We start from the raw sequence: 25,761 nt of genomic DNA on the forward strand, positions 1-25,761 counted from the left end.
CAACAGTGCTTTGACTGGCAAAACCAGAGAAAGCGGCAAAATTGGGGGATCAGCTTAAGCATCCCCCACTAATTTCAGGTATCATTAAGGGTACAGTCAGCACTGATATAAGACGACCCCTTATGTAGCGACCCACAGCCGCCAATCCTTTTAAACCCTTCATGTCTTTATTATTAAATTTTTATTATTAAAATCAGGATCGATAATGAGCCAATCAGACAACGCCACGCCTTCAAACCCTATCTTAGACAACACAGCCAACCTACAAAATGACTTGGTAAAACAAAGCTTGAGCCACAACCAAGATACCAATGCCAAAGTGCAGCAGTCGTTGCAGTCAAGTGCTGCCACGGATAGCCAAAAAACCACTGTGTTAAACACCCAGTTTAGTGATGTGAGCGAGTTACCTGCCGGCACCCCGCAAGGTCAACAAACCACCCGCCCTTTTAGCCAAGATACACCCAAAGCGTCTGCTGCCAATCAGCCTGCTGAAGATGATTTTGTAAAATATACAGGTCAATCAGGCTTGCCGCGCTTTAACCCAAAAGATGACATCAACAACCCGCACACCCCAGACACCGATGGTCTAGAAGAGACTCACTTTGGCTATAAAAAAGTCAAAAAAGCAGAAAAACAAGCCAAAGTGGCTGATGTCTTTACCTCTGTGGCCAAAAAATATGACATCATGAACGACTTAATGTCTTTTGGTATTCACCGTCTATGGAAGCGCTATACCATTAGCTTATCTGGGGTACGTGCCGGTCAGCAAGTGTTAGATATCGCCGGCGGTACAGGGGATTTGGCCAAAGCCTTTAGCCGCGAGGTGGGGCGTAATGGCCGCGTTGTCTTATCTGATATTAACGCGGCCATGCTCGATGTCGGCCGTGAGCGTTTGATTAACGCAGGCTGTAATAACGTTGACTTTGTATTGGCTAATGCTGAAACCTTATCACCTTTTGAAGATGAAAGCTTTGATTTATTGACCATCAGCTTTGGTCTGCGTAACGTCACGGATAAAGATGCAGCGCTGCGCGCTATGTACCGTGTGCTTAAGCCAGGTGGCCGCCTGCTTATTTTGGAATTCTCAAAGCCTATCTTTGAGCCACTATCAAAAGCCTATGATCTTTATTCATTTACTGCCTTACCGCTTATGGGCAAAATCGTGGCCAATGATTCTGAAAGCTATCAGTATTTGGCAGAATCGATTCGTATGCACCCAGATCAGCAAACGCTGAAAGGTATGATGGAAAATGCAGGTTTTGTAAACTGTGACTATCACAACCTAACGGCAGGTATTGTTGCGGTGCATCGCGGCTTCAAAAAATAGCAGGTTTGATAAGAAAAACCTATAGCGCTGCACCCACTTAACAGACTTACATCTCTTTATTAGGCGGTATTTTATGATAACAGTTTTGCTTTTAACTGCTGCAGAAAAACTGGTGAACTTTGCGATCTTAAGCGATCAAATTACCAAGGCGGGATTGTTGCCGCTGTCAGGTAAAGTGCTGCGCTTAACTATGGCGGTACCGAGCTTTAATATAGATGTGCATTTTAATGACAGTCACATTAGATTTGAGCCGGTCAGCCACCTGCACGCAGGTTTGTTTGAGACCGCAGGCGGTGTGCAAGATGAGCGCAGCCAAGCTTGGCAAGAATATACCGCCCTTGGCCGCAGCTTACCAGATTGCACCATTAAGGTCGAAAACTTAGCCGAGCTGTTAAACTTATTGCGAGATGCCAGTGGCAACTTGCCTATTGAGGGGGATTACCGCATATTAATGCAGCTAAAGCAGCTTATCTCAGGGTTTAATCCTGATATTGCCGGCCAACTTGAGCCTATTATTGGTAGTACGGCGGCGATGCAGTTAGGTCTATTAATCAAGTCTCTTAAAGGCAATGTGTCACATACCGCCAAGCATGCTTTTAATGATGTCGCTGACTGGGCGAATGAGGTAGCTGGTAATGCCCCAGTGGACCCTGAGGTAGAGGCGGAAGTAGACGACTTAAAGCAGCAGCTGCTTAAACTGCGTGCTGATGTGCAGCGTGAAGAGGCACGCCTGGCGATGATAAAAGCGGAACAAGCCCGCCTAAAAGCAGGGGCTGAGCCTAACTCTACTCAGTAATCCTTTATTCATCGGCTTATTGTGTACAGCTTCTATCTTCACGGTTTGTATCTAACTACTGCCGCCTGACTCAAGGCGGCTTTTTTTGTCCTGAATATAAGATTAAGTCGATAAATCTGCGCGGACAATTGTGCTCACAATGGCGCTTAACCCATTCTTAAAATGACTGACCCGTGGTATCATTAAGGTCAACTATTTGAGCCTTTATAGCGTTAACGTTTAGCTATATTTTTCACACCTTTTAAAATGGGCCCGCTTTACATGCTGTTATCTCATCGCAAACGCCTTCTTGAGCTTTGGCGCATCGCTGCACATTATCGCCTTGATACCCACTTACCTTTAGAAGATGCGCCGCAGCTACAATCCGTGGCCCGTATGATTAAGTCGCACCCAGCCGCTTGGGGCAAAAGCCATCAGCCCAATGGGGTGAAATTTGCCCTAGAGGAGATGGGTACCTTATTTTTAAAGCTTGGCCAACTGCTCTCCACCCGCCGCGACTTGGTCACCCCCGAGATTATCGCGCAATTGGTGCAGCTACAAGACCGAGTAAAGCCCTTTGATGTCAATATTGCTATCACTCAAATCCAAGATGCTAAGCTGGGTCTGGGGGATAGCATCAATGATTTATTTGCCCGCTTTGATACCAAGCCTCTGGCCGCCGCCTCCATAGCTCAGGTGCACACAGCCGCCTTACATGATGGCCGCGAGGTGGTGGTTAAGGTGGTACGCCCAGATATCCGTGAGCAAATCGTGGCAGACTTTGAGCTGCTGCGCGACTTGGCTCAATGGGCCTCAGCCCGTATTGAAGCGGCTCGAGCAGTACGCATTATTGATGTGGTCGAAGACTATCGTCAGATTATGCTCAATGAGCTGGATCTGACCTTTGAGGCAGATAATACCACCAAAATGCGCAACAACTTCTTAGGCTCATCGATGATGTATGTGCCTGAAGTGTATGCCTCTTCAAAAAATGTGATGGTTATGGAGCGTATCGTTGGCGTGCCCATCTCACACACCGAAGTCTTTGATAAGCTTGGCTATGACCGTGCCGCGCTGGCAGAAAAAGGCTTAACCATCTTTTTTACCCAAGTATTTCGTGATAACTTCTTTCACGCTGACATGCACCCAGGCAACGTCTTTGTCGAGACCCTACCTGCCGATACCCCTGAAGCTTATCGTCAATATCCTCGATATATTGGTCTAGATTGTGCCATTATGGGTGAGCTGTCGCCCGATGACCAGATGATTGTGGCACGTATGCTGCTTGCGGTGATGAACAACAATTTTAGTAACTTGGTCGATATCGTCAGCCGCGCTGGCTGGATACCGCCCAATACTGATAAACATGCCCTCACCCGAGATATGCGCCGTACTGTAGCGCCTATGGTATTAAAGCCGATTAATGAGATCGACTTTGCTGGGGTCTTGATGCAGATTTTAGACATCGCCCGTCGTCATCATATGAGTATCCCGCCGCAGTTGATGCTGCTGTTAAAGACGTTGGTTCATGTCGAGGGTCTAGGTCGCGACTTATACCCAGAGCTTGATATTTGGTCACTTGCCAAGCCTATTTTAACCGGCTGGGTAAAAGAGCAGCTTGATCCGGTGCGTAATATGCGTCAGCTGCGCGAACAATTACCTGAGCTGTTACTGTCAACTGCCCAAGTGCCCAAACTGCTAGACCAAGGACTACAAAGCTTGGCCTCTCAAGGTGCTAGGCAAGATGAGCAACTGCGTGAAATACAACAAATCCGCGCGGATATGCTCAATGACAGACGCCGCGACTGGATAGCTTTGGCAGGGTTTGTCATCAGTGTTGCCATTGCCACTCAAGTTGTTGGTTGGTTGTCGCCGCTATTTTATATCGTGGCTGTTGTGTTTATGCTGTGGCGTATTTTGGGCTAATCCCAATCTACATCTGGCCCCTTAAAATAAAAAAGTAAAATTAAACATAAAAAACTACTGAGCTTGCGTTCACTGAGGCTCAGCCGCCTTATATTTTTTAATGGGTGAGCAAGCCCTATTTAAACTGTGAGTGTTAATCATGCGTAGTGCCTCAATAATTCTTGATTCTAAAGCCTTAACCCATAACCTAAACTGTGTCATTGATACTGTGCCTGATACCACCAAGGTACTGGCGATGGTCAAAGCCGATGCTTATGGCCATGGTATAGCACACTGCTTGCCGGCATTAAAAGACGCAGATGGCCTCGGCGTGGCGTGCTTCACTGAGGCTCAGCATATCCGTGAGCTTGGCTGGGACAAGATTTTGGTGCTTATTGAGGGCGTATTTAGCGAAACAGAATGGCAGCAGTCCATTGAGGCTCAGTGCCAAAGCATCATTCATCATCAAGACCAAGTACAGTGGGCGCTGAATCATTTACCGCCCGAAAACTCGCCTTGCCGTACGGTCTGGCTTAAGCTAAATACCGGTATGAACCGTTTAGGCTTTGAATCTGATGAATTAGGCGATGTGGCCCAAAGCTTAGTGGATGCAGGCTACGAGCTGATATTGACCAGCCACTTTGCCAATGCCGATGCACCAAACCATCCCTCTAATGCCAAACAAATTGACACCTTTACCCAAGCATTGCAGCAGTTACGTGAGCAAGTAGACCCCAATATTAAGGCCTCTTTATGCAATTCGGCGGGTATTTTAAATTTTAAAGCATGCCATTTTGATTGGGTGCGCCCCGGTATTATGCTGTATGGCAGCTCTCCTGTTGAAGGCGTTAGTGCTCAGACGCTCAAGCTAAAACCGGTGATGAGCTTTAAAGCCAGTTTAATGGCCATTCACAATATTGCAGCGGGCACCTCTGTGGGTTATGGCAGCCGCTTCGTGGCCAACCGCCCCATTGTAAAAGGCATTGTTAGTATCGGCTACGGAGATGGCTATCCGCGTGTGGTAGATGGCTCAGCTTGGGTCAGCGTTCAGTTGGCAGGCGAGCATAGCAGTTATAAATGCCCAGTCATTGGCCGCGTCGCCATGGATATGATTGCCATTGACTTAACCGATGTCCCAAACCCCAAAGTGGGCAGCCAAGTAATGCTGTGGGGCGACCCTGAGCTCGGTGCGCCAAGCGTCGATGAGATTGCTGAGTCTGCACATACTTTAGGTTATGAATTATTGTGCCGGGTTACTCAGCGGCCACTGCGCGAAGTGCTCTAGCGGACTGAAACGAGGTGCTCTAGCGGACTAAAACATTGTACTTAGGCCATTTTTAAAGCGAATTTAATGAGAGGTGTGTGAAATAAATGGCCTTGAACTGTTTTCACAACCCCAAAAAGTTCGCTATACTGAGAGTTTACTAATCTATTTGTTAACTTAGCTTTTACTGATTTATCTTTAGCGAAACCCCTTATCCATTAATAGCCGATTTAAAGAGAGTCCCATGAGCGTGCGCCATTTTTTAACTCTACTTGATTTGTCTCCCGCCGAGCTTGAAGCTTTAATTAAGCGTGCAAGTGAGCTTCGAAAAATGCAGCATGCAGGCGAAGTATATCAGCCCTTCGTGGGCCGTACCTTGGGCATGATTTTTGAAAAGTCCTCTACCCGCACCCGCATTTCATTTGAAACGGGTATGGGACAATTTGGTGGTCATGCCATCTTTTTATCCCCCAAAGATACCCAGCTTGGCCGCGGTGAGCCGATTGAAGACTCAGCACGGGTCATCTCAAGCATGGTCGATATTATTATGATTCGTACCTTTGAGCATGAAAAGGTAGAAAAATTTGCCCAATACTCCTCTGTACCTATTATCAATGCGCTAACCGATGACTTCCACCCCTGCCAGCTATTGGCTGATATGCAGACCTTTTATGAGCACCGCGGCAGTATTAAAGATAAGATTGTCACTTGGGTAGGCGATGGCAATAACATGTGCTCCTCGTTTATGGCTGCGGCAAATCAGTTTGGCTTTGAGCTTCGTGTGGCTGCACCTTATGGCTTTGAGCCCAACCCTGAGCTGATGGAAAAGTTCAAGCACTGCGTAAGCTTGGTTGATGATGTGCAAGATGCGGCCAAAGATGCGCATTTAATTGTCACCGATGTCTGGGCCAGTATGGGCCAAGAAAGCGAACAAAATACTCGGGCTCGCCGCTTTGCGCCTTATCAAGTCACGCCTTCTATGTTAGACAAAGCTGACCCTGAGGTGCTGTTTATGCACTGCTTACCAGCCCACCGCGGCGAGGAAATCTCACATGATATGCTTGATGACCCCCGCTCTGTGGTCTGGGACGAGGCCGAAAACCGCTTGCATGCCCAAAAAGCCTTAATGGAATTTTTGCTTAAAGATAAAATCAAGCTTAACTAGGCCAGCGTCACATGACTGACGCTCGTTTTGTTCAGTAAAGACAACTGCCTTAATCCAGCAGGCTTAAAAACCACTCAATATTGTGGTTGACCTGCTCAGGCTCTTCTACCGTTGAGGTATGCCCTGCTCGTTGAATGACGGCAAGTTTTGAGCCTTGAATAGCAAAGTGGATGCGCTGCGCCTTATCATAAGGGGTGGCGACATCTTCATCACCAACCAATATCAGCGTGGGCGTTGTTATATCACCAAGCTTTGACAATACCTCCTCACGCTGTATCACCCCGCGTGTGGCGTGTATCGCCCCTTTTTTGCTGTTGCTATTTAGGTGACTTAGCCACAACTGATACTCTTCGCGGCGCGTGCGATCTGACAAAAAAGTTTTACCAAACATGATGGGCATAACCTTTTTGCTGACTCGTCTGATACCAAGCCAAGAGATGGCGCGCATTAGCTTATTGTAGCTGACCGCCTTTTTGGGGTCTTCGGCATCAGCTGAAGTCTCAAGTAATATCAAAGATTTGAGTAAATCTGGGCGTCTGATTGCCACCCTCTGGCCAACGAAGCCGCCCATTGATAGCCCAATAAAATGGCACTTATCAATGTCTAATGCCTCTAGCAAAGCAATGGCATCATCCGCTAGGCTATCCATATCATAGCCATCTTTGGTTACCTCGGATTGACCTTGACCTCGAAGATCAAAAGCAATACAGCGGTACTTTGATTGAAAATAAGCCACTTGTTTATCAAATAACGGTGTGCCCCACAGCAGACCATGAGCAAAAAGCATCACCGGCTTGCGATACTGCGGCTCAAAGCGGCTTTCATTGGGGGCACTGTCTTCGTAATAGATATGGGCGTTGTTAAGGGTAATGTAAGGCATGGTAACGACTTCCTTGTGCGAGCAAAAAAAACAGGGTAAAGCCAGTATGCTGACTTCACCCTTATATTTAACCACAAATAGCCTGGCTGTCTGTAGCCAATTTATATTAGTGCTGTAACGTCTCAACACCTGTTGATTTGGCAATTAGCAGCTTATCAGCTTGATTGGCCGCAAAGATACCGTTACATACCACGCCCACAATATTGTTCAAACGCGCTTCAAACTCACTGGCACTCGTGATGTCTAGATTATAAGTATCCAAAATTACATTGCCGTAATCGGTAATGAAATCTTCACGGTACACAGGCTCACCGCCCATTTTAACCAATTGGCGTGCCACATAAGAGCGCGCTTGGGGCAACACCTCAATCGGTACCGGAAACTCTCGCCCTAACTGTGTCACCCATTTGCTTTCATCCACTAAACAAATGAATTGTTTTGAAGCGGCGGCTACAATTTTTTCGCGAGTTAAAGCGCCGCCACCGCCTTTGATCAGTTGCAGGTTTGGATTGACCTCATCTGCGCCATCGATATACAGGTCAAGCTCGCCCACGTAGTTTAAGTCCATAACTTCAATGCCAAGCGCTTCAAGCTTATCTTGGGTCACCTGTGAGCTTGCCACAGCGCCTTTTAGGTTGACCTGAGGCAAAAGCTCAATTAAGCAGTTGACCGTACTGCCTGTGCCCACACCCAAAATCATACCATCATCGATATAAGCCAATGCCGCTTTTGCGACCTCTTGTTTAAGCTTAAGTTGCTGACTCATAACTGCCCTTTTTGTTTATGAAGTAAAGAAGATATTATGTCGAAAATAATCAGCTGCCATAATATCAAATCTGCCCCGTATTTTCGCCACTTTTACCCTCAAAGTTGATTTTTTTCGTAGGATAATAAAAGTTATCAGTCAAATAACCTATTATCATCAATAATTTCGCTGCTAAAACTTGCACGATTAAAAAAAACAGCATAGGCTTAATGATTACTTAACGTTATTGCCTTTGTCTATCTACACTAGGCAATCCATTGTCAAAGCTTGTGTGAGCTATAAGCTTATAACAAATAAGCAATGCACAACACAATTAACCCCCAACTCAACCTTTAGGATTATCTATGCTTTCAAAATGGGTTCGTAATGTTCTTCAGGCTACCGTATATGATGCCGCTATTCAGACACCTTTAGACTATGCGCCAAAGCTATCTGCTCGTTTTAACAATGACATTCGTTTAAAACGTGAAGACTTACAACCTGTTTTTTCTTTTAAGCTGCGGGGGGCTTACAACCGAATTAGTCAGCTGACTGAGGCACAAAAAGCGCGTGGCGTAATTTGTGCCTCAGCCGGCAACCATGCGCAAGGTGTGGCCTTCTCAGCTGCCAAATTAGGCCTTACCAATACCATCGTCATGCCCACCACCACGCCCGATATCAAGGTGCAAGCCGTCAAAGCCTTAGGGGGTAAAGTTGACTTATATGGTGACAGCTTCGATGTGTCTAACCAATACGCCATCGAGCGCTCCATCAAAGAGGGGCTCACTTATATCCCGCCTTACGATGATGAGTTGGTGATTGCCGGTCAAGGTACCGTCGCGCTTGAGCTTAATCAGCAGTGGCGCGATGTCGAGTATGTGTTCGTGCCTGTGGGCGGTGGTGGCCTGTTGGCTGGTATTGCAGCCTTCTTAGGTGATGTGGCACCCCAGGTGAAAATCATTGCGGTCGAGCCTGAGGGCGCTGCGAGTTTAAAAGCTGCGATTGCGGCCAATAAACCGGTCAAATTATCCCAAGTCAGCTTATTCGTCGATGGCACCGCCGTCGCACAGATTGGCACCTTACCCTTTGAGGTGGTCAGCCTACAAAAAAACGATAATTCTGGCAAGCTTATCGAGCAGGAGGTGGTCACCTGTAGTAATGATGAGGTCTGCGCTGCGGTCAAAGATGTGTTTGAAGAAAGCCGTAGTATTGTTGAGCCCTCAGGTGCACTGGCGCTGGCGGGTATGAAAAAGTATTTAAGCACCCATAAATTGACCGGCAAAAATTGCGTTGCCATTATTTCAGGCGCCAATATGAACTTTGATCGCTTGCGTTATATCGCTGAGCGCACCGAAATTGGCGAGAAAAAAGAAGCGGTCTTTGCGGTAACCATCCCTGAGCGCACCGGTGCATTCTTAGAATTTTGCCGAGACTTAAAGGGCCGCAACATCACCGAATTCAATTACCGCGTACGCAATATAGCTGCTCCTGACTCGTTAGAGCCGGCTTCGATTTTCGTTGGTATTGCTCTAAAAGAAGGGGATAAAGAGCGCCATACCATCGCCAACTCTTTGCAAGAGGCAGGCTATAACGCACACGACTTAACCGATGATGATATTGCCAAATCTCACATTCGTTATTTAATCGGCGGCCATGCTGGCCTAGCAGATGAGCAATTGTTTAAAGTCAGTTTTCCTGAACGTCCAGGCGCCTTGCTTAACTTCTTAGAAAAGCTTGGCACTGACTTTAATATTACCCTATTCCACTACCGCAATCACGGCGCTGCAGATGGCCGAGTCTTAGTGGGTATTCAGGCAACGGCCACCAGCTCACGAGCCGTACAAGATACACTACAAGAAATTGGTTATGAGTGCTCGCCAGTATCTGACAACATCAGCTACCAGCTGTTTTTGAAGTAAATCATGCAAAATACTGCCGCAAAAGCCTGTCTTGTTATCGCCTTAGCTGCCGGCTTCGTGCCGGCCCAAGCAGAGCTTATCGATTTAACAGATGGCAAAATATATGATTTTTCTATGAGCCATGCCTCATGGAAATCTCGCCCAAACTTACAAGTGCCACGGGCGGTTTTGAGTCGCTCTATAGCCGGCTCCTATACGCTCGTGATCAAACTTTTGGTAGATACAGAGGGTGATATCACACACACCCAGCTCTCACAAAGCAGTGGTGACCGAAGGCTGGATAATTATGCCCTTGACGCATTTAAAAAAGCAAAACTGCACCCATTTATGATTCATGGCACACCGGTAAATGGTGTGGCTTATGTGCCGGTGCAATTTATTATCCCAGAAACAACGCCTGAAGATGCTAGCGCAGATGAGCGGCTCTGATTTGGCTTAAGCGTAAGTTAACTGTCATTACTATAGGAATACTCTTTGTTATGTCGACCTCTAAAAAACCTCATACGCATACGACTGACTTACAAAAAGTGCGCTTAGATAAATGGCTGTGGGCGGCGCGTTTTTATCGTACGCGCAGTCTTGCTAAACAGGCCATTGAGGGCGGTAAGGTGCATTTTGCAGGCAGCCGTGTTAAGACCAGCAAAGAGATTAGCATCGGTGATGAGTTAACCCTGCGCCAAGGCTCAGCCACGGCCATGACCGAAAAGACCGTCGTGGTGACAGCCTTATCCGTGCAGCGCGGTAATGCCACGGCAGCTCAAGCGCTTTACGAGGAGACCGAGGAGAGTATTAAGCGCCGCGAATATTATGCCGAGCAGCGTAAGCTTGCCAATCTTGCCCGCCCAGACACGAAGCCCAATAAAAAGCAGCGCCGAGACTTACAACGCTTTAAACATCAAGGTGACTAATCTAACGCCCCGCAGGGCAAGTTGGCTTCTTTGTCATCACCACCTATTCACTTTTTGCAGTTAAGCTTCTGCCCCTATCGTTTCTTGGTCAAGGTTGTTAGAATAGCGCCCTATTGCCGGCAGCGCTTATTTGTAAGCCCAAAGCCACGGCACCTACTTATTTATAAAAATTTAAAGGTTTTATTATGCCGATGTCAGATGCTATGCCAAAGTCTGTATTGCTAGTATGTCTTGGGAACATTTGCCGCTCGCCTACGGCTGAGGGTATCATGAGACAGCGTACCGCCATTGCTGGGCTTACGATGAAAATCGACTCTGCAGGTACGGGCGACTGGCACATTGGCAAGCACCCTGACCCCAGAGCGCAGCTGCATGCTAAGCAGCACGGCTACAACATCAGCAAGCTGGTGGCGCGTCAAGTTAGCCCACAAGATTTTATCGACTTTGATTTAATCTTAGCAATGGATGCGCAAAACCTAAAAGACTTACAAGCCATTAAAGATCAAGTGTCCCAAAGCACCCCTACAACAAAACTGGCCGAGCTGGCCTTGATGAGTGAGGTGGACATCAGCTACCTTAAGCAAGATGTCCCAGATCCTTATTATGGCGGTAAAGAGGGCTTTGAAGAGGTCATTAAACGCCTAGAATCTTCGGTAGACGCTTGGATTGTCTCATGGCAGATGTAAGCCGTTGTTTTGTAAATATCCGCCTTATTTGATTGCCCTTTTTATTCACCCAAACTGAGTCGTAAGCTGCCTATGTGCCCCTCTTTTCACACTACCGCCTCTGTGACTACTGCCTCAAATCAGGCAGACTCTGATTTTAATTTGGCCAAGTTGATAACTGCCCCTGCCCAACTATTGGCACACAATACTATGCGCCTGTCTTGCCAAGCAATGCAGCTGATAACCCTTGAGCAAGAGGCGCAAGTTGAACCGGCTATTGCCAAGCTAAAAGAAGGTGATGTGCCGCTGTTCGTGCTCTCAGGCGGCAGTAATGTGATTCTACCCAAACAGCTACAAGCTCAAGTATTACATCCTGTATTCAAAGGCATAGAGGTTTTGGCCGAAGATGAGCACAGCGTAAGCCTTGAGGTTATGGGCGGGGAAAACTGGCATGAGCTGGTACTCTACACCGTCAATAACGGCTGGTATGGGCTTGAAAACTTAGCCTTAATCCCAGGTCTGGTCGGTGCCTCTCCGGTACAAAACATTGGCGCTTATGGGGTGCAGCTAGAGGACTGTCTTACCCATATTAAAGCGTTTCATTTACCCACTCAAAAATGGCATGACTTTGACAAAGCGGACTGCCAATTTAATTACCGCGATAGCCTATTTAAGCAGCAAGCCGGACAATGGCTCATTACTCGCGTAGGCTTTAAACTGCACAAAGACGCCACCCAAGTTAATGCCGATTATGGTGATGTGGCCTGCCTAGCACTGAGTCTGGCTCAAGCGGATAATCGCTCAGCTATTGGCCCAATTGATGTGATGCATGCCATTATTGACATTCGTCAATCAAAGCTGCCCGACCCTGCTGTTCTACCTAACTGTGGTAGCTTCTTTAAAAACCCCATCATCGGCACGGAGCAATTTGCACAGTTACAACATGAGTATCCTGGCATTGTTGGCTACCGCGTTGATGAGGCACATACTAAGGTGGCAGCCGGTTGGCTGATCGATACTGCCGGACTTAAAGGCCAAGGTATCAATCCGATTTTAACCCATGCCAAACAAGCCTTAGTCTTGGTCAATCACAGCGCTTTGGACAGCACCACGCCTGCCTCTCAAGCGGATATTTTAGCCACTCAGCAGTTCATTCAGCGCAGCATTAAAGACAAGTTCGGTATTGAGCTTGAGCGTGAGCCAGTCTGGGTAGATGAGCAGGCCAGTTATACCGCCGCACCTTAAGTGATCAACTTTTTTTGTAGAGGATTAACCCGCCCAAAAGTTGTTTTTTTCATAATTTTATCGCAATAAAACAATGGCAAATCACACCCATAACTGGCTATAATTCTTAGCTCTCTTCGACAAACCTAGTGTGGAAATCATGGGTCAGGCTTTACAGCGCAGTTTAAAGGCAGTGCAGCGAGGTATTATCGCAGTCATTATGCTGCTAATACTAAGCGTGGCCAGCTTTTTTACCCCGCTGTTTTCGACGATAGGCCTGTGGGTATTAAATCACCTGCCTATACCTGAAGCCAATCATGCCATGCGGCCGCTGATATATGATCTAAACGCCAACCAAGCTGAGTCAGCCACTGCGCCTACGCTGCCCTTAAACTGGCGCTCAGAGCATGAGCCAACCGCCTATGTGGTACTCGGTGGTGGGCTCACTGAAGCCGATCATAAGCCCAACCGTCAAAAATCCGCCATCGCAAATAAGGGCTCAGATACCCACGTAGCCAATCGGCCGCCATCAAGTCCAGCCCAAAAAAACACCCCACAGCTTTCACCCAATAGCATTGTCTTAAATCAATACAGCCTGAATCGGATGCAGACGGTCATTTGGCATTATAAAAAAAACCCCCTGCCCATTATCTTAACAGGGGTAGAAGCACCTTGGATGCGTGACTGGCTGCTGAACTATGGCATTGATAATATCATTACCGAAAATGCCAGCATGAATACTTGCGAGAATGCCCGCTTTACTGCCAAGCGTCTTAACTTATCTGACGTTTATTTAATTACAGACGCCTATCACATGACGCGTACCCGCCGTCAATTTGCCCTCAATAACATTCATACCAGCCCGATAGTGGCGCCTTTGCCCATGCAAAAAAGCTGGCTACATCCTAAAGATAATGCGCAGCACTCACGGCGCACTTTATATGAGTTGGCCGCTTACGCCCGTGATGTATTTGCGCCACAACAAAACTGTCGCCGCGCCAGTGAAGTCAGCTTTGACACCCTACTACGTAGCCGTAAGCCTGAAGATGTCAAAGTATTTTAGCGTACGTACTCTTTGTATCATCACCAGCTGCCCCAAACCTATCTCCACAATCATGCCCTCATTTGACCGCTAACCGATATGATAAGACTTTATTTGAGTAATCTTTAAGCAAACCTCAGCACTAAGCGTCCAACAAGCGTATAATAGTTGGCTCAAAATAAGCTTCCTTTTCATCATTATAGACGCCTCATTATTAAGCAGCGCCCTATTAAAATGGAAATCTCGTTATGGTCAGTATGTATTTGTTGATACCGCTGAGCCTTATGCTGTTTGTTATTGGCATTTGGGCGGTGCGTTATGCGGTAAAATCCAACCAGTTTGAAGACTTAGATAACGAATCACAGCGGGTGATTCTCGATGACCGCCAAGAGCGACGTCAAGCACTCTCCACCCCGCCCCCTGCCAAAAAAGCACAGCCTGAACAGGTCAATAAAGCCCCCGCCGAATCTGTAGAGACCCACGATAAATAGTCTTGATGGACGCCTAGATTTTTATTCTTAATAAACTTTTGGATACGTATTATGACAACACCTTTACTTGTTGCCGCTTTGGCCATGGGTTTTTTTGGCTCTCCGCATTGCTTAGGGATGTGCGGTGGTCTTGTGACCGCTTTTGGCTTATCGATGCAGGAAGTTAGCGCCACAAAAAAGCGGATGCTTATCGCCACCTACCATTTCGGCCGATTGCTCAGTTACGCCTTTTTAGGGGTGATAGCCGGTCTTATTGGTACCACAGTTTTGGCACCTTTAATGATGGGCAACAACTTACCTAGGATTTTATTGGGGTTAGTGTTGGCATTTATCGGTCTAAATATGCTGGGCTTACCGTTTTTGAATAAGCTTGAAAAAGTGGGCATGGGCATCTGGAAAAAATTATCGCCACTGCGCCAAAAAGTATTTCCGCTGACCACCTTCCCTCGGGCGTTGGCCGCTGGTCTGCTTTGGGGCTTTTTACCTTGTGGTCTGGTATATGGCGCTCTATTGATGGCAGCGGTGGGTAATGGTGTGGCCTCAGGGGCGCTATTGATGTTCGTATTTGGCTTAGGGACTGTGCCGATGCTGGTGGCCACCCATGAGACCGTCGGCTGGCTACACAAACAGATTGGCCGCTTTCGTTTGCGTCAATTAAATGGCCTTATTATGCTGCTCTCGGGGCTGGCTGTTATCTTTATTCCTTTGACCATGAAGCATGGCGACGGTCATCATCATGGTAATCACGCAGCGCATAGCCAACATCAAATGATGGACAGCAGCATGCCAGAGCACAGTGAACACAGTATGCATATCAACAACGCAGCCGATCATGATAGTGGGCATGAGGCTCATCACATGGCAGACATGCCCTCAGGCCACGATATGTCAGATATGTCTGATATGAATAACCATCAAAATGATAGCGCCTACCATGCTATGAATCACCAAGATATGCCCCATCATTCTTTAACAGATGAGCCGATGGATACCAGCCATGACCATCACAATATGGCAGACATGACAGATATGGCAGATATGAGCAATCACCAACATCCGCCAGCTGAGTCAACCTCATCATCAACCCAGCCTTAATTTAAACACCTTGACTTAAAAGAAAGCTTAGCCCCACTGCTCAAGCTTTAAGTGGCGGTCTAAATGCGCTTCAATGGCCGGCAGGTTAAAGGCATCATCTTCACTAACAAAGCTGATACTGATGCCTTTTTGGCCGGCCCGCCCAGTACGGCCGATGCGATGTACATAATCATCGGGCTGATCCGGTAAGGTGTAATTGACCACATGGCTGATGTCATCAACATGAATGCCACGTCCCGCCACATCAGTCGCCACAAGTACCTTAGCATTGCCATTTTTAAATTTATCCAAGTAACGCTCACGCTTGGCTTGATCCACATCACCTGAGAGCATCACCACATTATGATCCGTGCTTAACTTGGTATATAAGCGTTTTACCTGATCCTTGCGATTGGCAAATACGATCACCTTTTTTGTCTCAGGCTGCGCCAAAATCTGGGTCAATGCTTGATGTTTATCGGCTTCGGTCAACAGGTAAAAATGCTGCTCAACCAAATCACTGGTCTTATGCTCAGGCTCAATCTCTACGAACACCGGATTCATAAGCCATTGATACGCTAGATTCATCACATCTTGGTTAAAGGTGGCCGAAAACAGCAGGCTTTGACAATCGGTGTTGGGCGGCATATAACGCATCAAACGCTTAATATCTGGAATAAAACCCATATCTAGCATACGATCGGCTTCATCTAAAACAAAGGCTTCAATACGATCTAAAAACACATGGCCTTTGTAAATTAAGTCAATCAAGCGCCCGGGGGTGGCAATCAAAATATCGGTATAGCTTTTATCTAGCGCGGCAATCTGCTTATCATAATCAATCCCACCCATCACACACACACTGTGTAAGCTGGTGTGTTTAGTCAAGGCAATGGCATCGTCATAGATCTGATTGGCCAACTCTCGAGTGGGTGCCAAAATCAGCGCTCTTGGCTCGCCAATATAACGCATTTCATCATCTGCAAATGGGCGCTTTAGTAATGCCTCAATAATAGTAATTAAAAAAGTGGCTGTCTTACCTGTTCCGGTTTGTGCCTGACCAATGGCATCTTGCCCAGCTAACGTATGCGGTAAAATCTGCGCTTGGATACCGGTCAACTCGGTAAAACCTAAGTCATTGACTGAGCGTAAGATACTGTCACTTAAGGACAAATCAGCAAAGGTAATAAACTCATCCATTAAACTTCCTTAATCTTTGTGGGTTAATATTATCTTTATCTATTATAGGCTATTGACCCAATTATTGCCCATCCTAATCCTAATCCTAATCCTAAGCCTAAGCACGGTAACAATCGATCTATGTTAACCATACATCTGCTGTTGCTGGCACAACTATTACAAACAAAAAAAAGCCAACATAACAAATCCTACGCTGCACGGCGGCTATAAGATTTGGCATATTGGCTGTCTAACTATAAAGCGTTTGATAAAAGCGGGAAAGCATTTGATAAAAGTGGGGCTTGCCAGCTTAATCTCACAAACGCTTCATCGGCATTTGAATTAAGCGTCTACTTTAGTAACTTCTTCAGCTTGTAAGCCTTTTTCACCTTCAGTTACGATAAATTCAACTTTTTGGCCGTCTTGAAGTGAACGGTAGCCGTCACCTTGGATAGCGCGGAAATGAACGAAGATATCTTCACCGCTTTCACGTTGAATAAAGCCAAAGCCTTTTGCATCATTAAACCACTTAACAGTACCTTGCTCACGAGCTGACATAATCTACTTCCTAAAACTTAATTAACAAAACTTCAATTTAACCCCAATTAAAGCATATAAGCTGAAGCCTGAAATGCTAACACTGGGTATAAGAAGTGGCTCTTGACCACTTAATAACAAAGCCGATGTACTATATTGCTCATTAAACGATAATTTGCCTTTAGAAACAGGCTTTTCTCATCTCTGTAACACTACAGACATGTTTGTTATCTAAAACTAATCATAGCACGCCCTTTTATTAACACAAAGTGTTTTAACATAACTTTCACACTATCTGCGCAAAATTTTTATCTAATTTTTACGCCAAGTCTTTAATTATCTAGGGTTAAGCCCTATTAATATCTACTTAATAGGTGTGCTATTATAGCTGTGTAGGCGCCTATTTTGGGGCAAAATCGAGTAAATGCCCAGTTAAAAGCCTACTTTTAGTATTGATATAAGAAATAATGACTATCACTTTTTAAAATCTCTTAAAATGCCATATGATAACTGTTGGCCTTTATAGGTTCGTCTATGGCACTTTACTCGATGTGATCAGATATGCTCTAAATAACAGAAAAATAAATAACGGAAAAAAACACTTTATGTCGCACTCCCCTTCCACAGCCGCTAGTCCTAAGCTTTTTCAGCACCGCCGTATTTTGCTGATTAATGGACCCAATCTAAATTTGCTCGGTCTGCGTGAGCCGCACATTTATGGCCACACCACCTTACAAGATATTGAACAGCGCTTAACGGCGACTGCTCATGCTCAAAATATTGAGCTGATTAGTATTCAGTCAAACCATGAAGGCGAGCTGGTCGATGCCGTTCAACATCACGGTATTTTAGCGGATGCTAAAGACTTAATTGATGCGGTAATTATCAATCCTGCGGCATTTACCCACACTTCCGTTACGCTGCGTGATGCGCTACTTGGTATAAACAAGCCTTTTATCGAGGTGCATTTATCCAATATCCACAGCCGTGAGCCCTTTAGAAGCCACTCGTATTTTAGTGACAAAGCGGTCGGTGTTATCTGCGGCTTAGGCCATCTGGGTTATGACATGGCACTGAGCTATTTATTGCAGCAAGATGAAGATAATTAATCACACTATCGAGCCGTTTAAGCACAGCTAATGACCTAAACCTAGGTCACCGCCTCAACGTAGACCACGCTTTATGCTTTGGTCTCCCTTTAAGCGTTTACCAAAATAACTTACCCACGAGCAACATAGGACAGTCATCACCATTTAATACCTCAAAATGACACTGACAAACTACTGGTTTCGCTTATAATAGGCTGCAAAACAAACAATATATCATTGGGATCGGCTCATAACAGTGAGCCTAACTTCTCACTTGTCCCCCTTTAGACATCCCTTTTAAGGGTTAAGGCATTGCAAACTATGACATCATCAAGCAAACGGTTTATGAAGCTTGCCGGTATGACCGCAAGTATCGCTGGAAAGGCGGCTAAAAACTCGTTTAAAAGTCTCTCTAGTGATGAAAATAAGCGCGCAGAAGCCCGCTCGCAAATGCTACAAGATGTCGGCATTCAAATTGCTGACACCTTAGGAGAGATGAAAGGGGCGGTGATGAAAGTGGGGCAAATTGCCTCACAGTACAAAGAAGTCTTTCCCCCCGAGGTGGCCGCAGCACTAGAGAAGCTGCAAAATGATGCGCCTGCCATGCCCTATTCGCAAATTAAGTCACAAGTTGAGCGTGAGCTTAACATGCCAATTGAGCAGGCCTATGAGCACTTTGAAGAGCAGCCCTTTGCTGCGGCCTCCATCGGCCAAGTTCACAAGGCCATTTTACCCACAGGTCAACACGTTGTGGTCAAAGTGCAGTATCCTGATGTCGATAAAAACTGCGATAGCGACCTTAAACAGGTCAGAATGGCACTGAAAATGACCGGTGTGCTCAGCATGGGCAAAGAACTACAAGATCAAATTTTCAATGAAATACGTGATACGCTAAAAGATGAGCTAGATTACATCAAAGAGGCACAAAACTTGGCTATTTTTGCCGCTTTTCATGCCGATGATCCAGGTTTAATTATTCCCAAAGTGATAAAAAGCCACTCGACACGGCGCATCCTAACCTTGACCGAGGAGCTTGGTGAGCCATTAAGCGTAGCTGCTGGCTGGGACAATGAGGTGAAACAAAAGATTGCCACAAGACTGTTTCATTTTAGCGCCGGACAAATCTTTGAGCTGTATCGCATGCACTGTGATCCACATCCTGGCAACTTCGCTTTTCGTCCTGATGGCAGCGTGATTGCTTATGATTTTGGTGGGATTCGTACGTACAGTGATGCTGATATTCAGCTGTTTAGACGCTTTGCTAAGCATGCTCTAAAAGGTGATGTGACCGCGCTTGAGCAAGACTTAATTGCTCTAGATATTCGCCGAGTCGATGAGGTGCTGGTACCAGGCAGCTTTTATCAAAAGTGGCTAGAGATTGGGTTAAAACCCCTATCTATTGCTCCCTATCATAGCGGACCCTTTGATTTTGGTAGCAGCCAAGTTCATCACGAGGCCATCTCTCAAGCCAAGCAGGGGCTTAAATACTTCAAACAATTTCAGCCCTCAGCTTCTACCATGATGATAGACCGTACGGTTTCGGGCCAATACTGGAACTTGGTTAATCTTGGCGTAGAGATTGACTTAAGCCCTCTGGTTAAGCACTACATTGATTATTAAATGTCATAAGGCTTGGCACATACCTCACACTGCTTGTCTTGGCGGTAATGCAGCTTGTGCTGCGTCATATGAATACCCTCCCAGATGAGCAGCTGACCTGCCAGCGGGTTTTTGCCCCGCCCTAAATACTGTAAGGCGGCATTGGCCTGCAAATTACCCATAATAGTGGTGGTACTGGCCAGCACCCCAGAATTGGCACAGGTCTGGGTATCACTTGTCTCTGATTGCTCTAAGCTGCCTAAGGTTTCACCAAATACGCAGTGATAGCAGCCACTTTTCTGAGCCGGCTCATACAAAGCCAATTGTCCAGACATACCAATGGCTGAGGCGGATAATAATGGCAGGCGCTCCTTGACACTCGCCCGATTTAATATGTCGCGCGCGCTAAAATTATCGGTACAGTCTAGCAATAAATAAGGGCCGCTTGCCGCTTGGGCTTGCTCAATAAGCAATAGCTGCTTGGCATTATCTGCCTGTAACCGCTCGGTGGCATAACTGAGTTTTACAAAAGGGTTGATGTGCGACAATGCTTGGCAAGCAGTTTTGGCTTTACTTTTCCCAATATCCTCTGCGGTAAATAAGGTTTGCCGTTGTAGGTTACTGGCCTCAATCACATCATCATCGATAAGATGAATCGCACCGATACCTGCGCGTGCCAAAGTCTCAGACACTGGGCAACCAAGTCCGCCTGCACCTAAAATCACTACCGTACTGGCTTTTAATCTTTCTTGGGCCTCAATATCCCAGCTTTCAAGTAGAATTTGGCGTGAATAACGCATCAGCTCTGCATCGCTTAAATTCATATCCATTGCGCCCCTCTTATCTTGTGCCATATTTGATCTCTTTTTTACCCACGCCGTGGGTATGTATTATCGATTAAAGGGCCATTATAACACCTTACAAAAACTGGATAATCGGCCTTTAGACATCGGATTAAATACCCAGTAGATAAACACCCATTTGATAATAATTATCATTTACTTTAAAGGTAATTTGTCCTATAATATTGCCTTTACCGCCGGTCTTTTAATTTATTAATAACCCGCTGTAAAAAACAGGTAACCTTTTGATTTTATAATGGTTAACCCAAACAAAATAATAATAATAAAATAATAATCGCCTTTCTCCACCCCCTCTATCATCCCTAGTCCTGATAGGGGGTTTTCTTTTTTATGTTGTCCTAACTCCAAGCTTAGATCCAAGCTTATCTTGCAACCATCCAAAGCTTAAATTTTCAGCTATCCATTGCGCAGATAAACCGCTATAATAAAACATTCATTATAAATACATCTTTTGTTATTATGGCTCAATGCTTCAGTTGTTTACACCTTATCTGTCCATAGATAACTGTATTTTTTTGGTGTTAGCCTGCTGTCTTTGAGCAATTTCATCTAACGAGGCGCCCTATGCTTCAGATTCAATCTCCCAATCAACGTCCCAGCTCACCTTTGGCTATTTTAAACCTAGGCTTTCGCATTTTTTTTGTTGGTGGCAGTGTGTTTGCCATTATTACCATGCTGCTGTGGATGCTTATGTTCACAGGCCACAGCTCAATGCAGACAGCAGATATTAATCCGCTTTATTGGCATGCCCATGAAATGCTCTATGGCTATGCCATGGCCATTATTGCTGGATTTTTGCTGACTGCGGTTAAGACTTGGACCGGCATAATGATGCCTTATGGCTACCGCTTGGGCGTCATCTTTGGCTTTTGGTTGCTGGCGCGTATTGGCTGGTCAGCTGTAGGCTTGGCAGGTAATGAGACTGTCTGGCTCACCCTAGCCATAGTTGGTGATATGGGATTTATGCTGCTTAGTGCATATGCCGTTATCAAGGCTGTGCTTGCGGTTAAGCAGTACAAACAAATGGGTATTGTCTCAAAGCTTGTGCTGCTTACCTTAGGTAATATGCTGTGCTACTGGAGCATTTTTAGTGGCGAACAAAGCTATTTTCGAGTCGGAATTTATTTGGGCCTCTATTTAGTCGTGGGTATTGTGCTCACCATTGGCCGACGTGTGGTGCCATTTTTTATTGAACGTGGCTTAAGCTTTGATAGTGATCAAGAGGTTAAGGTAAAAAACAGCAAACTACTAGATGGGCTCAGTCTTGGCTCATTCTTAATATTTATGTTGGCCGATATTTTCTACCCTCAACCTTATCTCATCAGTATTTCAGCGGCTGTGGTGGCTTTGGTTAATGGTGTCCGTCTTATAGGCTGGTATCAGCCTAGAATATGGCAAAAGCCGCTATTGTGGTCACTATTTGTGGCTTTTTTGGGCATGTGCCTAAGCTTTGTATTATTTGCAGTGCAGCCTTGGCTCAACTTTGCGCACAGCATTGCGGTGCACGCTTTGGCTTTATCAGGTGTTGGCATGATGACGGTGTCAATGATGTCTCGAGTGTCGTTAGGTCATACAGGGCGTAGCATTCATACTCCGCCAAAGACCGTCAACTTTATCTTTATCCTGATGGTATTTGCCTTCATCTTTCGGGTTGTGATGCCCCTGGTGGCACTGGAGTATTATTTAACATGGGTTATACTGGCCCAAAGTGCTTGGATAGCTTGCTTTGTACTGTTTGGCATCAGCTACTGGCCAATACTGGCCAAGCAAAGAGAAGATGGACTGTTTGGATAATAGAAGTCAATACTAAATTAGAGGTATAATAGCTTAGTGATTACGACACATCCATTGAGTAAATAGAGCTGCTGCTTAGCCAAGACCGGTACGAAATAAAGAGCCGACTATCACAAAACAGACACCAAGCAAGGTGACCGCCACGATATGCAGAGCAAAAAAGTTAAGCCGCGCCGCAGTTAATTGCGGAATGACCCGAAAGCGGGCATGCAGCGCCACCAATAGGGTTAGCAATAGTAAGGTTAGCTTGATACTGATCAGTAGGCCAATGTCATTACGGGTATCAAACCACATTGACACATCTGGTAGCATCTTATGTATCATCGCTACGCCGGTGAGCGCCTGTAATACAAAAGCGGGCATACCTATTTTTTCGAACTGTGCTTCAAAGGCCATCAGTGCGCCAAGCTCTTTATTACGTAAAGCTTGGGGCAGGATCACCAACGATAAGATTAAGTGGCCGCCTGTCCAGACAGTAGCACCCAGTAGATGTGCAATTAATAGGTAATTTAGCATATCGCCCCCTTGCTTAGGGTTTTAGAATAATTTTAGATTCGCCAACATAATTATAACAGCTATCGCAGCGGCACTGACAAAACAAGTTATCCTGCTGCTTTACGTTAACTTAAGGGGTAAAATTAATGCGCCTCACCAATTATAGTGACTACGCTCTACGTACACTGATGTATTTGGCGGTCATTCCCGACCGCAATACCCTAGCCACTATTACGGATATTGCCAACAGCTACCAAATCTCGCGCAGCCACTTGACCAAAATCATTCATCAATTGGCGCAAATTGGCTATATTGAAAGTATCCGTGGCAAAAATGGCGGCATTCGTCTGGCCAAAGCCGCCCAAGACATCAACTTAGGAGAAGTCATTCGCCAAACTGAGCCTGATTTTCATGTGGTGCACTGTTTTCCTGCGCCCGGCTGTGATGCCCAAAGCCGCAGTAACTCAAAGAGCAAAGCGCAACCTAAGCCTGCAGATTACTGCGCCATCACCCCTGTTTGTAAGCTAAAGTCTGTTTTTGCGGAAGCGACTGGGGCATTTTTGAAGGTCATGGATAACTACACTTTGGCTGATATTGTGGCCAATGAAGAGGCGCTGTGGCAGATTTTAAAGTTTCATACCGGCACAGTAGCATCGACTCAAGCCATAAATTAACGATAAGCCGCCGCTAAACAAGATATCACATCTCATTTATCGCCAAGCTCCGCAGCACTAAATAGTGCCAAACCTAATAAACAACAGCCCCATCTATTGATGGGGCTGTTGTTCGTGTTGACCGCATTTAAGCATCAGCATTAAAGCCTATAGATTTAGTCTTTAACAACCATCAATCTAAGCTCAGTCATGTCCTCTAAGGCATATTTCACCCCTTCTCGACCAAAGCCTGAGTCTTTTACCCCGCCATAAGGCATATTATCGACTCGGAAAGTGGGCACATCATTGATAATCACGCCGCCCGCCTCTAGGGTATCCCAGGCCTGCAAGGCTTTATTGATATTGCTACTGTACACACCCACTTGTAGGCCAAAACGGGTATCATTGGCCAGCGCCATCCCTTTTTCAAAGTCCTCATAGGACTCTAAAATCATCACCGGACCAAAGGCTTCATCTTTATAAAGCTTGGCCTCGTGGCTGACATTCTCAAGAATGGTCGCCTCCATCACCAAGCCCTTGGTTTCACCACCGCACAAGATGGTCGCGCCAGCATCAACCGCTTCTTTCACCCACTGTTGAATACGCTCAAGCTCTCCTTTATCAATCATAGGGCCTACCACCACATCAGCCTCACTGGGGTCACCTGATTTGACTTGTTTGGCAAGCTCAACTAATTTGTCTTTTACAGAGGCATAAATATCTTGGTGAATGAGTACCCGCTGTACACTAATACAGACCTGACCGGCCTGGCTATAGCCTCCAGTGATAATCCGTGGTAGTGCCTTATCAAGATCTGCATCAGGCTCTACCATCACAGCCGCGTTACCGCCGAGCTCGAGCACGACTTTTTTCTTACCGGCGCGCGCTTTCATATCCCAGCCCACTTTATCAGAGCCGGTAAAAGAGAGCAGCTTAATACGCTCATCAGTGACTAATTTGTCCGCTATCTTCGATGACATGGGCATAATAGAAAACGCCCCTTCAGGCAGCTCAGTTTGCGCCAATACCTCAGCGATCAATAAAGCACCAATGGGGGTATAGCTGGCCGGCTTTAAGATAAACGGACAGCCGGCTGCAATGGCAGGCGCTATCTTATGTGCCACTAAGTTTAACGGAAAATTAAAGGGGGAAATAAAGCCACACAGTCCGATAGGCACTCTTTTGGTAAAGCCGCGATAGCCGGCACTGGCCTCGGTCACATCTAAGGGAATGACCTCACCTTCTGGCATAGTGGTGACCGCATCTGCAGCGAACTGGAAGGTCGCAATTAAGCGCTTAACTTCTGCTTTGGCTGCCGCTTCTGGCTTACCGCCTTCGGCAATTAGCGCTTCAGTAAATTCATCAAATCTTTGAGTAAACTTGGCCACACAGTCCAGCAAAATACGCTGCTTTTGATAAGGCTTTAAGGCTTGCATCTCAGGAATTGCTTTAATTCCTGCAGCAATGGCCTCCTCCAATAGTGCTTCATCGGCACGGGCCACCTCGGCGACAGGCTCTTGACTGTACTTATTAATCACTTCAAGCGCATCATCGCTGCCTTCGTGGGCTTTATTGGCTAAATATAAAGGGTAAAAATGCTGCATACATCACCTATGGTTTATTTTTTGGATTTTGTTATTAGATTGGGTTATTAGATTGGGGGTGGCATGTTATATATGTTTTATAGAATAGAGAATGCATAGCCGCGATACCATTATTTTTTGTTGTTGATTTTATAAGAGATGTTGTTAAGCGACTAAATGCGGTCTAGTAGATTGTGCGGTGCAGTGCCCTTAACTTACACTGCAACCATTAACTAGCAAAACGTGAGGTTTAGCATGTCCTTTTTTTAGACACAAAAAAACCTCAAGTATAAATACTTGAGGTTGAAACTTTTGTGCTTAACTAAAAAAGTTAACTAAGTTTTAAAATATGGCGCAGCGGACGGGACTCGAACCCGCGACCCCCGGCGTGACAGGCCGGTATTCTAACCAACTGAACTACCGCTGCTTAGGTCGATTAGTAAGTTTAAACACTAACTAATATAGTGGTGGGTGATGACGGATTCGAACCGCCGACATTCTGCGTGTAAGGCAGACGCTCTACCAACTGAGCTAATCACCCTCGCTCTGTGGATGTGTATTATATACATTTAAGACAGCGTGTCAA

The 25,761-nt window shown here is 45.9% G+C and carries 25 protein-coding genes and 2 tRNA genes; 17 read left to right on the plus strand and 10 right to left on the minus strand.

Annotation, left to right across the window (positions count from 1 at the left end; translation table 11 throughout):
• Positions 1-205 precede the first annotated feature (205 nt).
• The 5 genes from ubiE to argF all read left to right on the plus strand — a co-directional run bounded on the left by ubiE (position 206) and on the right by argF (position 6,436).
• Positions 206-1,327 (plus strand): bifunctional demethylmenaquinone methyltransferase/2-methoxy-6-polyprenyl-1,4-benzoquinol methylase UbiE, encoded by a 1,122-nt coding sequence (gene ubiE, locus JMX92_RS02595; RefSeq protein WP_011960060.1) that lies wholly within the window; start codon positions 206-208, stop codon positions 1,325-1,327.
• A gap of 73 nt (positions 1,328-1,400) precedes the next feature.
• Positions 1,401-2,123: an SCP2 domain-containing protein gene (locus JMX92_RS02600; RefSeq protein ID WP_201543748.1), complete on the plus strand. Its 723-nt coding sequence runs from the start codon at positions 1,401-1,403 to the stop codon at positions 2,121-2,123.
• Between the two features lie 261 nt (positions 2,124-2,384).
• Entirely contained in the window at positions 2,385-4,028 is a 1,644-nt protein-coding gene (locus tag JMX92_RS02605) for an ABC1 kinase family protein (RefSeq protein WP_201543750.1), read from the plus strand.
• Positions 4,029-4,167: 139 nt separating this feature from the next.
• Positions 4,168-5,292 carry an alanine racemase gene (gene alr / locus JMX92_RS02610; RefSeq protein ID WP_201543752.1) on the plus strand — a complete coding sequence of 375 codons (1,125 nt, stop codon included), beginning with the start codon at positions 4,168-4,170 and terminating at the stop codon, positions 5,290-5,292.
• Between the two features lie 223 nt (positions 5,293-5,515).
• On the plus strand, positions 5,516-6,436 hold the full coding sequence (argF, locus tag JMX92_RS02615; protein ID WP_011960056.1) for an ornithine carbamoyltransferase: 921 nt from the start codon (positions 5,516-5,518) through the stop codon (positions 6,434-6,436).
• Positions 6,437-6,485: 49 nt separating this feature from the next.
• Here argF and JMX92_RS02620 read toward each other — a convergent pair whose 3' ends face one another.
• Positions 6,486-7,316, minus strand: a complete 831-nt coding sequence (locus JMX92_RS02620) for an alpha/beta fold hydrolase (RefSeq protein WP_201543754.1) — start codon at positions 7,314-7,316, stop codon at positions 6,486-6,488.
• 106 nt (positions 7,317-7,422) lie between these two features.
• Complete coding sequence (rpiA, locus tag JMX92_RS02625; protein ID WP_201543756.1) at positions 7,423-8,082, minus strand: ribose-5-phosphate isomerase RpiA; 660 nt, start codon at positions 8,080-8,082, stop codon at positions 7,423-7,425.
• Positions 8,083-8,426: 344 nt separating this feature from the next.
• Between rpiA and ilvA the strand changes: the two genes are divergently transcribed.
• The 8 genes from ilvA (at position 8,427) to JMX92_RS02665 (ending at position 15,405) form a co-directional block, all read left to right on the plus strand.
• Positions 8,427-9,980 carry a threonine ammonia-lyase, biosynthetic gene (gene ilvA, locus JMX92_RS02630; RefSeq protein WP_201543757.1) on the plus strand — a complete coding sequence of 518 codons (1,554 nt, stop codon included), beginning with the start codon at positions 8,427-8,429 and terminating at the stop codon, positions 9,978-9,980.
• A 3-nt stretch (positions 9,981-9,983) separates the two neighbouring features.
• Positions 9,984-10,409 (plus strand): energy transducer TonB, encoded by a 426-nt coding sequence (locus tag JMX92_RS02635; protein WP_201543758.1) that lies wholly within the window; start codon positions 9,984-9,986, stop codon positions 10,407-10,409.
• 50 nt (positions 10,410-10,459) lie between these two features.
• Positions 10,460-10,888, plus strand: a complete 429-nt coding sequence (locus JMX92_RS02640) for an RNA-binding S4 domain-containing protein (protein WP_110816321.1) — start codon at positions 10,460-10,462, stop codon at positions 10,886-10,888.
• 185 nt (positions 10,889-11,073) lie between these two features.
• Entirely contained in the window at positions 11,074-11,574 is a 501-nt protein-coding gene (locus JMX92_RS02645; RefSeq protein WP_011960050.1) for a low molecular weight protein-tyrosine-phosphatase, read from the plus strand.
• A gap of 72 nt (positions 11,575-11,646) precedes the next feature.
• Positions 11,647-12,798, plus strand: coding sequence for a UDP-N-acetylmuramate dehydrogenase (murB, locus tag JMX92_RS02650; RefSeq protein ID WP_201543761.1), 1,152 nt, complete (start codon positions 11,647-11,649; stop codon positions 12,796-12,798).
• Between the two features lie 139 nt (positions 12,799-12,937).
• A complete protein-coding gene (locus JMX92_RS02655) occupies positions 12,938-13,840 on the plus strand; it encodes a YdcF family protein (RefSeq protein WP_201543763.1) in 903 nt (300 codons plus the stop codon).
• Between the two features lie 227 nt (positions 13,841-14,067).
• Positions 14,068-14,310 (plus strand): cbb3-type cytochrome oxidase assembly protein CcoS, encoded by a 243-nt coding sequence (gene ccoS / locus JMX92_RS02660; protein WP_011960047.1) that lies wholly within the window; start codon positions 14,068-14,070, stop codon positions 14,308-14,310.
• 51 nt (positions 14,311-14,361) lie between these two features.
• Positions 14,362-15,405 carry a sulfite exporter TauE/SafE family protein gene (locus tag JMX92_RS02665; protein WP_201543765.1) on the plus strand — a complete coding sequence of 348 codons (1,044 nt, stop codon included), beginning with the start codon at positions 14,362-14,364 and terminating at the stop codon, positions 15,403-15,405.
• A gap of 27 nt (positions 15,406-15,432) precedes the next feature.
• Here the strand turns inward: JMX92_RS02665 and JMX92_RS02670 are convergent, their stop codons facing one another.
• Both JMX92_RS02670 and JMX92_RS02675 read right to left on the minus strand, forming a co-directional pair.
• Entirely contained in the window at positions 15,433-16,584 is a 1,152-nt protein-coding gene (locus JMX92_RS02670) for a DEAD/DEAH box helicase (RefSeq protein WP_201543772.1), read from the minus strand.
• Positions 16,585-16,905: 321 nt separating this feature from the next.
• Positions 16,906-17,121 carry a cold-shock protein gene (locus tag JMX92_RS02675; RefSeq protein WP_011960044.1) on the minus strand — a complete coding sequence of 72 codons (216 nt, stop codon included), beginning with the start codon at positions 17,119-17,121 and terminating at the stop codon, positions 16,906-16,908.
• A 584-nt stretch (positions 17,122-17,705) separates the two neighbouring features.
• On the opposite strand from JMX92_RS02675, the gene aroQ reads away from it, so the two are divergent.
• Entirely contained in the window at positions 17,706-18,209 is a 504-nt protein-coding gene (gene aroQ, locus JMX92_RS02680) for a type II 3-dehydroquinate dehydratase (RefSeq protein ID WP_201543773.1), read from the plus strand.
• A gap of 300 nt (positions 18,210-18,509) precedes the next feature.
• Entirely contained in the window at positions 18,510-19,808 is a 1,299-nt protein-coding gene (locus JMX92_RS02685) for an AarF/ABC1/UbiB kinase family protein (protein ID WP_201543774.1), read from the plus strand.
• On the opposite strand, the gene JMX92_RS02690 is transcribed toward JMX92_RS02685, so the two are convergent.
• Together JMX92_RS02690 and JMX92_RS02695 are read right to left on the minus strand one after the other, a co-directional pair.
• Entirely contained in the window at positions 19,805-20,641 is an 837-nt protein-coding gene (locus JMX92_RS02690) for a HesA/MoeB/ThiF family protein (protein ID WP_227675235.1), read from the minus strand. The genes JMX92_RS02685 and JMX92_RS02690 overlap by 4 nt on opposite strands.
• A 201-nt stretch (positions 20,642-20,842) precedes the next feature.
• Entirely contained in the window at positions 20,843-20,998 is a 156-nt protein-coding gene (locus JMX92_RS02695; RefSeq protein ID WP_201543775.1) for a hypothetical protein, read from the minus strand.
• A 216-nt stretch (positions 20,999-21,214) separates the two neighbouring features.
• Here JMX92_RS02695 and JMX92_RS02700 point away from each other — a divergent pair, with 216 nt between their 5' ends.
• The gene (locus JMX92_RS02700; protein ID WP_201543776.1) at positions 21,215-22,444 is read left to right on the plus strand and encodes an NnrS family protein; all 1,230 of its coding nucleotides are present in this window, start codon (positions 21,215-21,217) and stop codon (positions 22,442-22,444) included.
• Between the two features lie 75 nt (positions 22,445-22,519).
• Here the strand turns inward: JMX92_RS02700 and JMX92_RS02705 are convergent, their stop codons facing one another.
• Entirely contained in the window at positions 22,520-22,960 is a 441-nt protein-coding gene (locus tag JMX92_RS02705; RefSeq protein WP_201543778.1) for a CopD family protein, read from the minus strand.
• Between the two features lie 125 nt (positions 22,961-23,085).
• Here JMX92_RS02705 and JMX92_RS02710 point away from each other — a divergent pair, with 125 nt between their 5' ends.
• Positions 23,086-23,613 (plus strand): Rrf2 family transcriptional regulator, encoded by a 528-nt coding sequence (locus JMX92_RS02710; RefSeq protein ID WP_201543780.1) that lies wholly within the window; start codon positions 23,086-23,088, stop codon positions 23,611-23,613.
• Positions 23,614-23,768: 155 nt separating this feature from the next.
• Here the strand turns inward: JMX92_RS02710 and JMX92_RS02715 are convergent, their stop codons facing one another.
• The 3 genes from JMX92_RS02715 to JMX92_RS02725 all read right to left on the minus strand — a co-directional run bounded on the left by JMX92_RS02715 (position 23,769) and on the right by JMX92_RS02725 (position 25,716).
• A complete protein-coding gene (locus tag JMX92_RS02715) occupies positions 23,769-25,196 on the minus strand; it encodes an aldehyde dehydrogenase family protein (RefSeq protein ID WP_201543782.1) in 1,428 nt (475 codons plus the stop codon).
• A 329-nt stretch (positions 25,197-25,525) separates the two neighbouring features.
• Positions 25,526-25,602, minus strand: a tRNA-Asp gene (locus JMX92_RS02720).
• 38 nt (positions 25,603-25,640) lie between these two features.
• Positions 25,641-25,716: transfer RNA gene (locus JMX92_RS02725), tRNA-Val, on the minus strand.
• Positions 25,717-25,761: the final 45 nt, after the last annotated feature.

Origin of the sequence: Psychrobacter sp. H7-1, assembly GCF_904846585.1 — a bacterium.
Taxonomy (GTDB): domain Bacteria; phylum Pseudomonadota; class Gammaproteobacteria; order Pseudomonadales; family Moraxellaceae; genus Psychrobacter; species Psychrobacter raelei.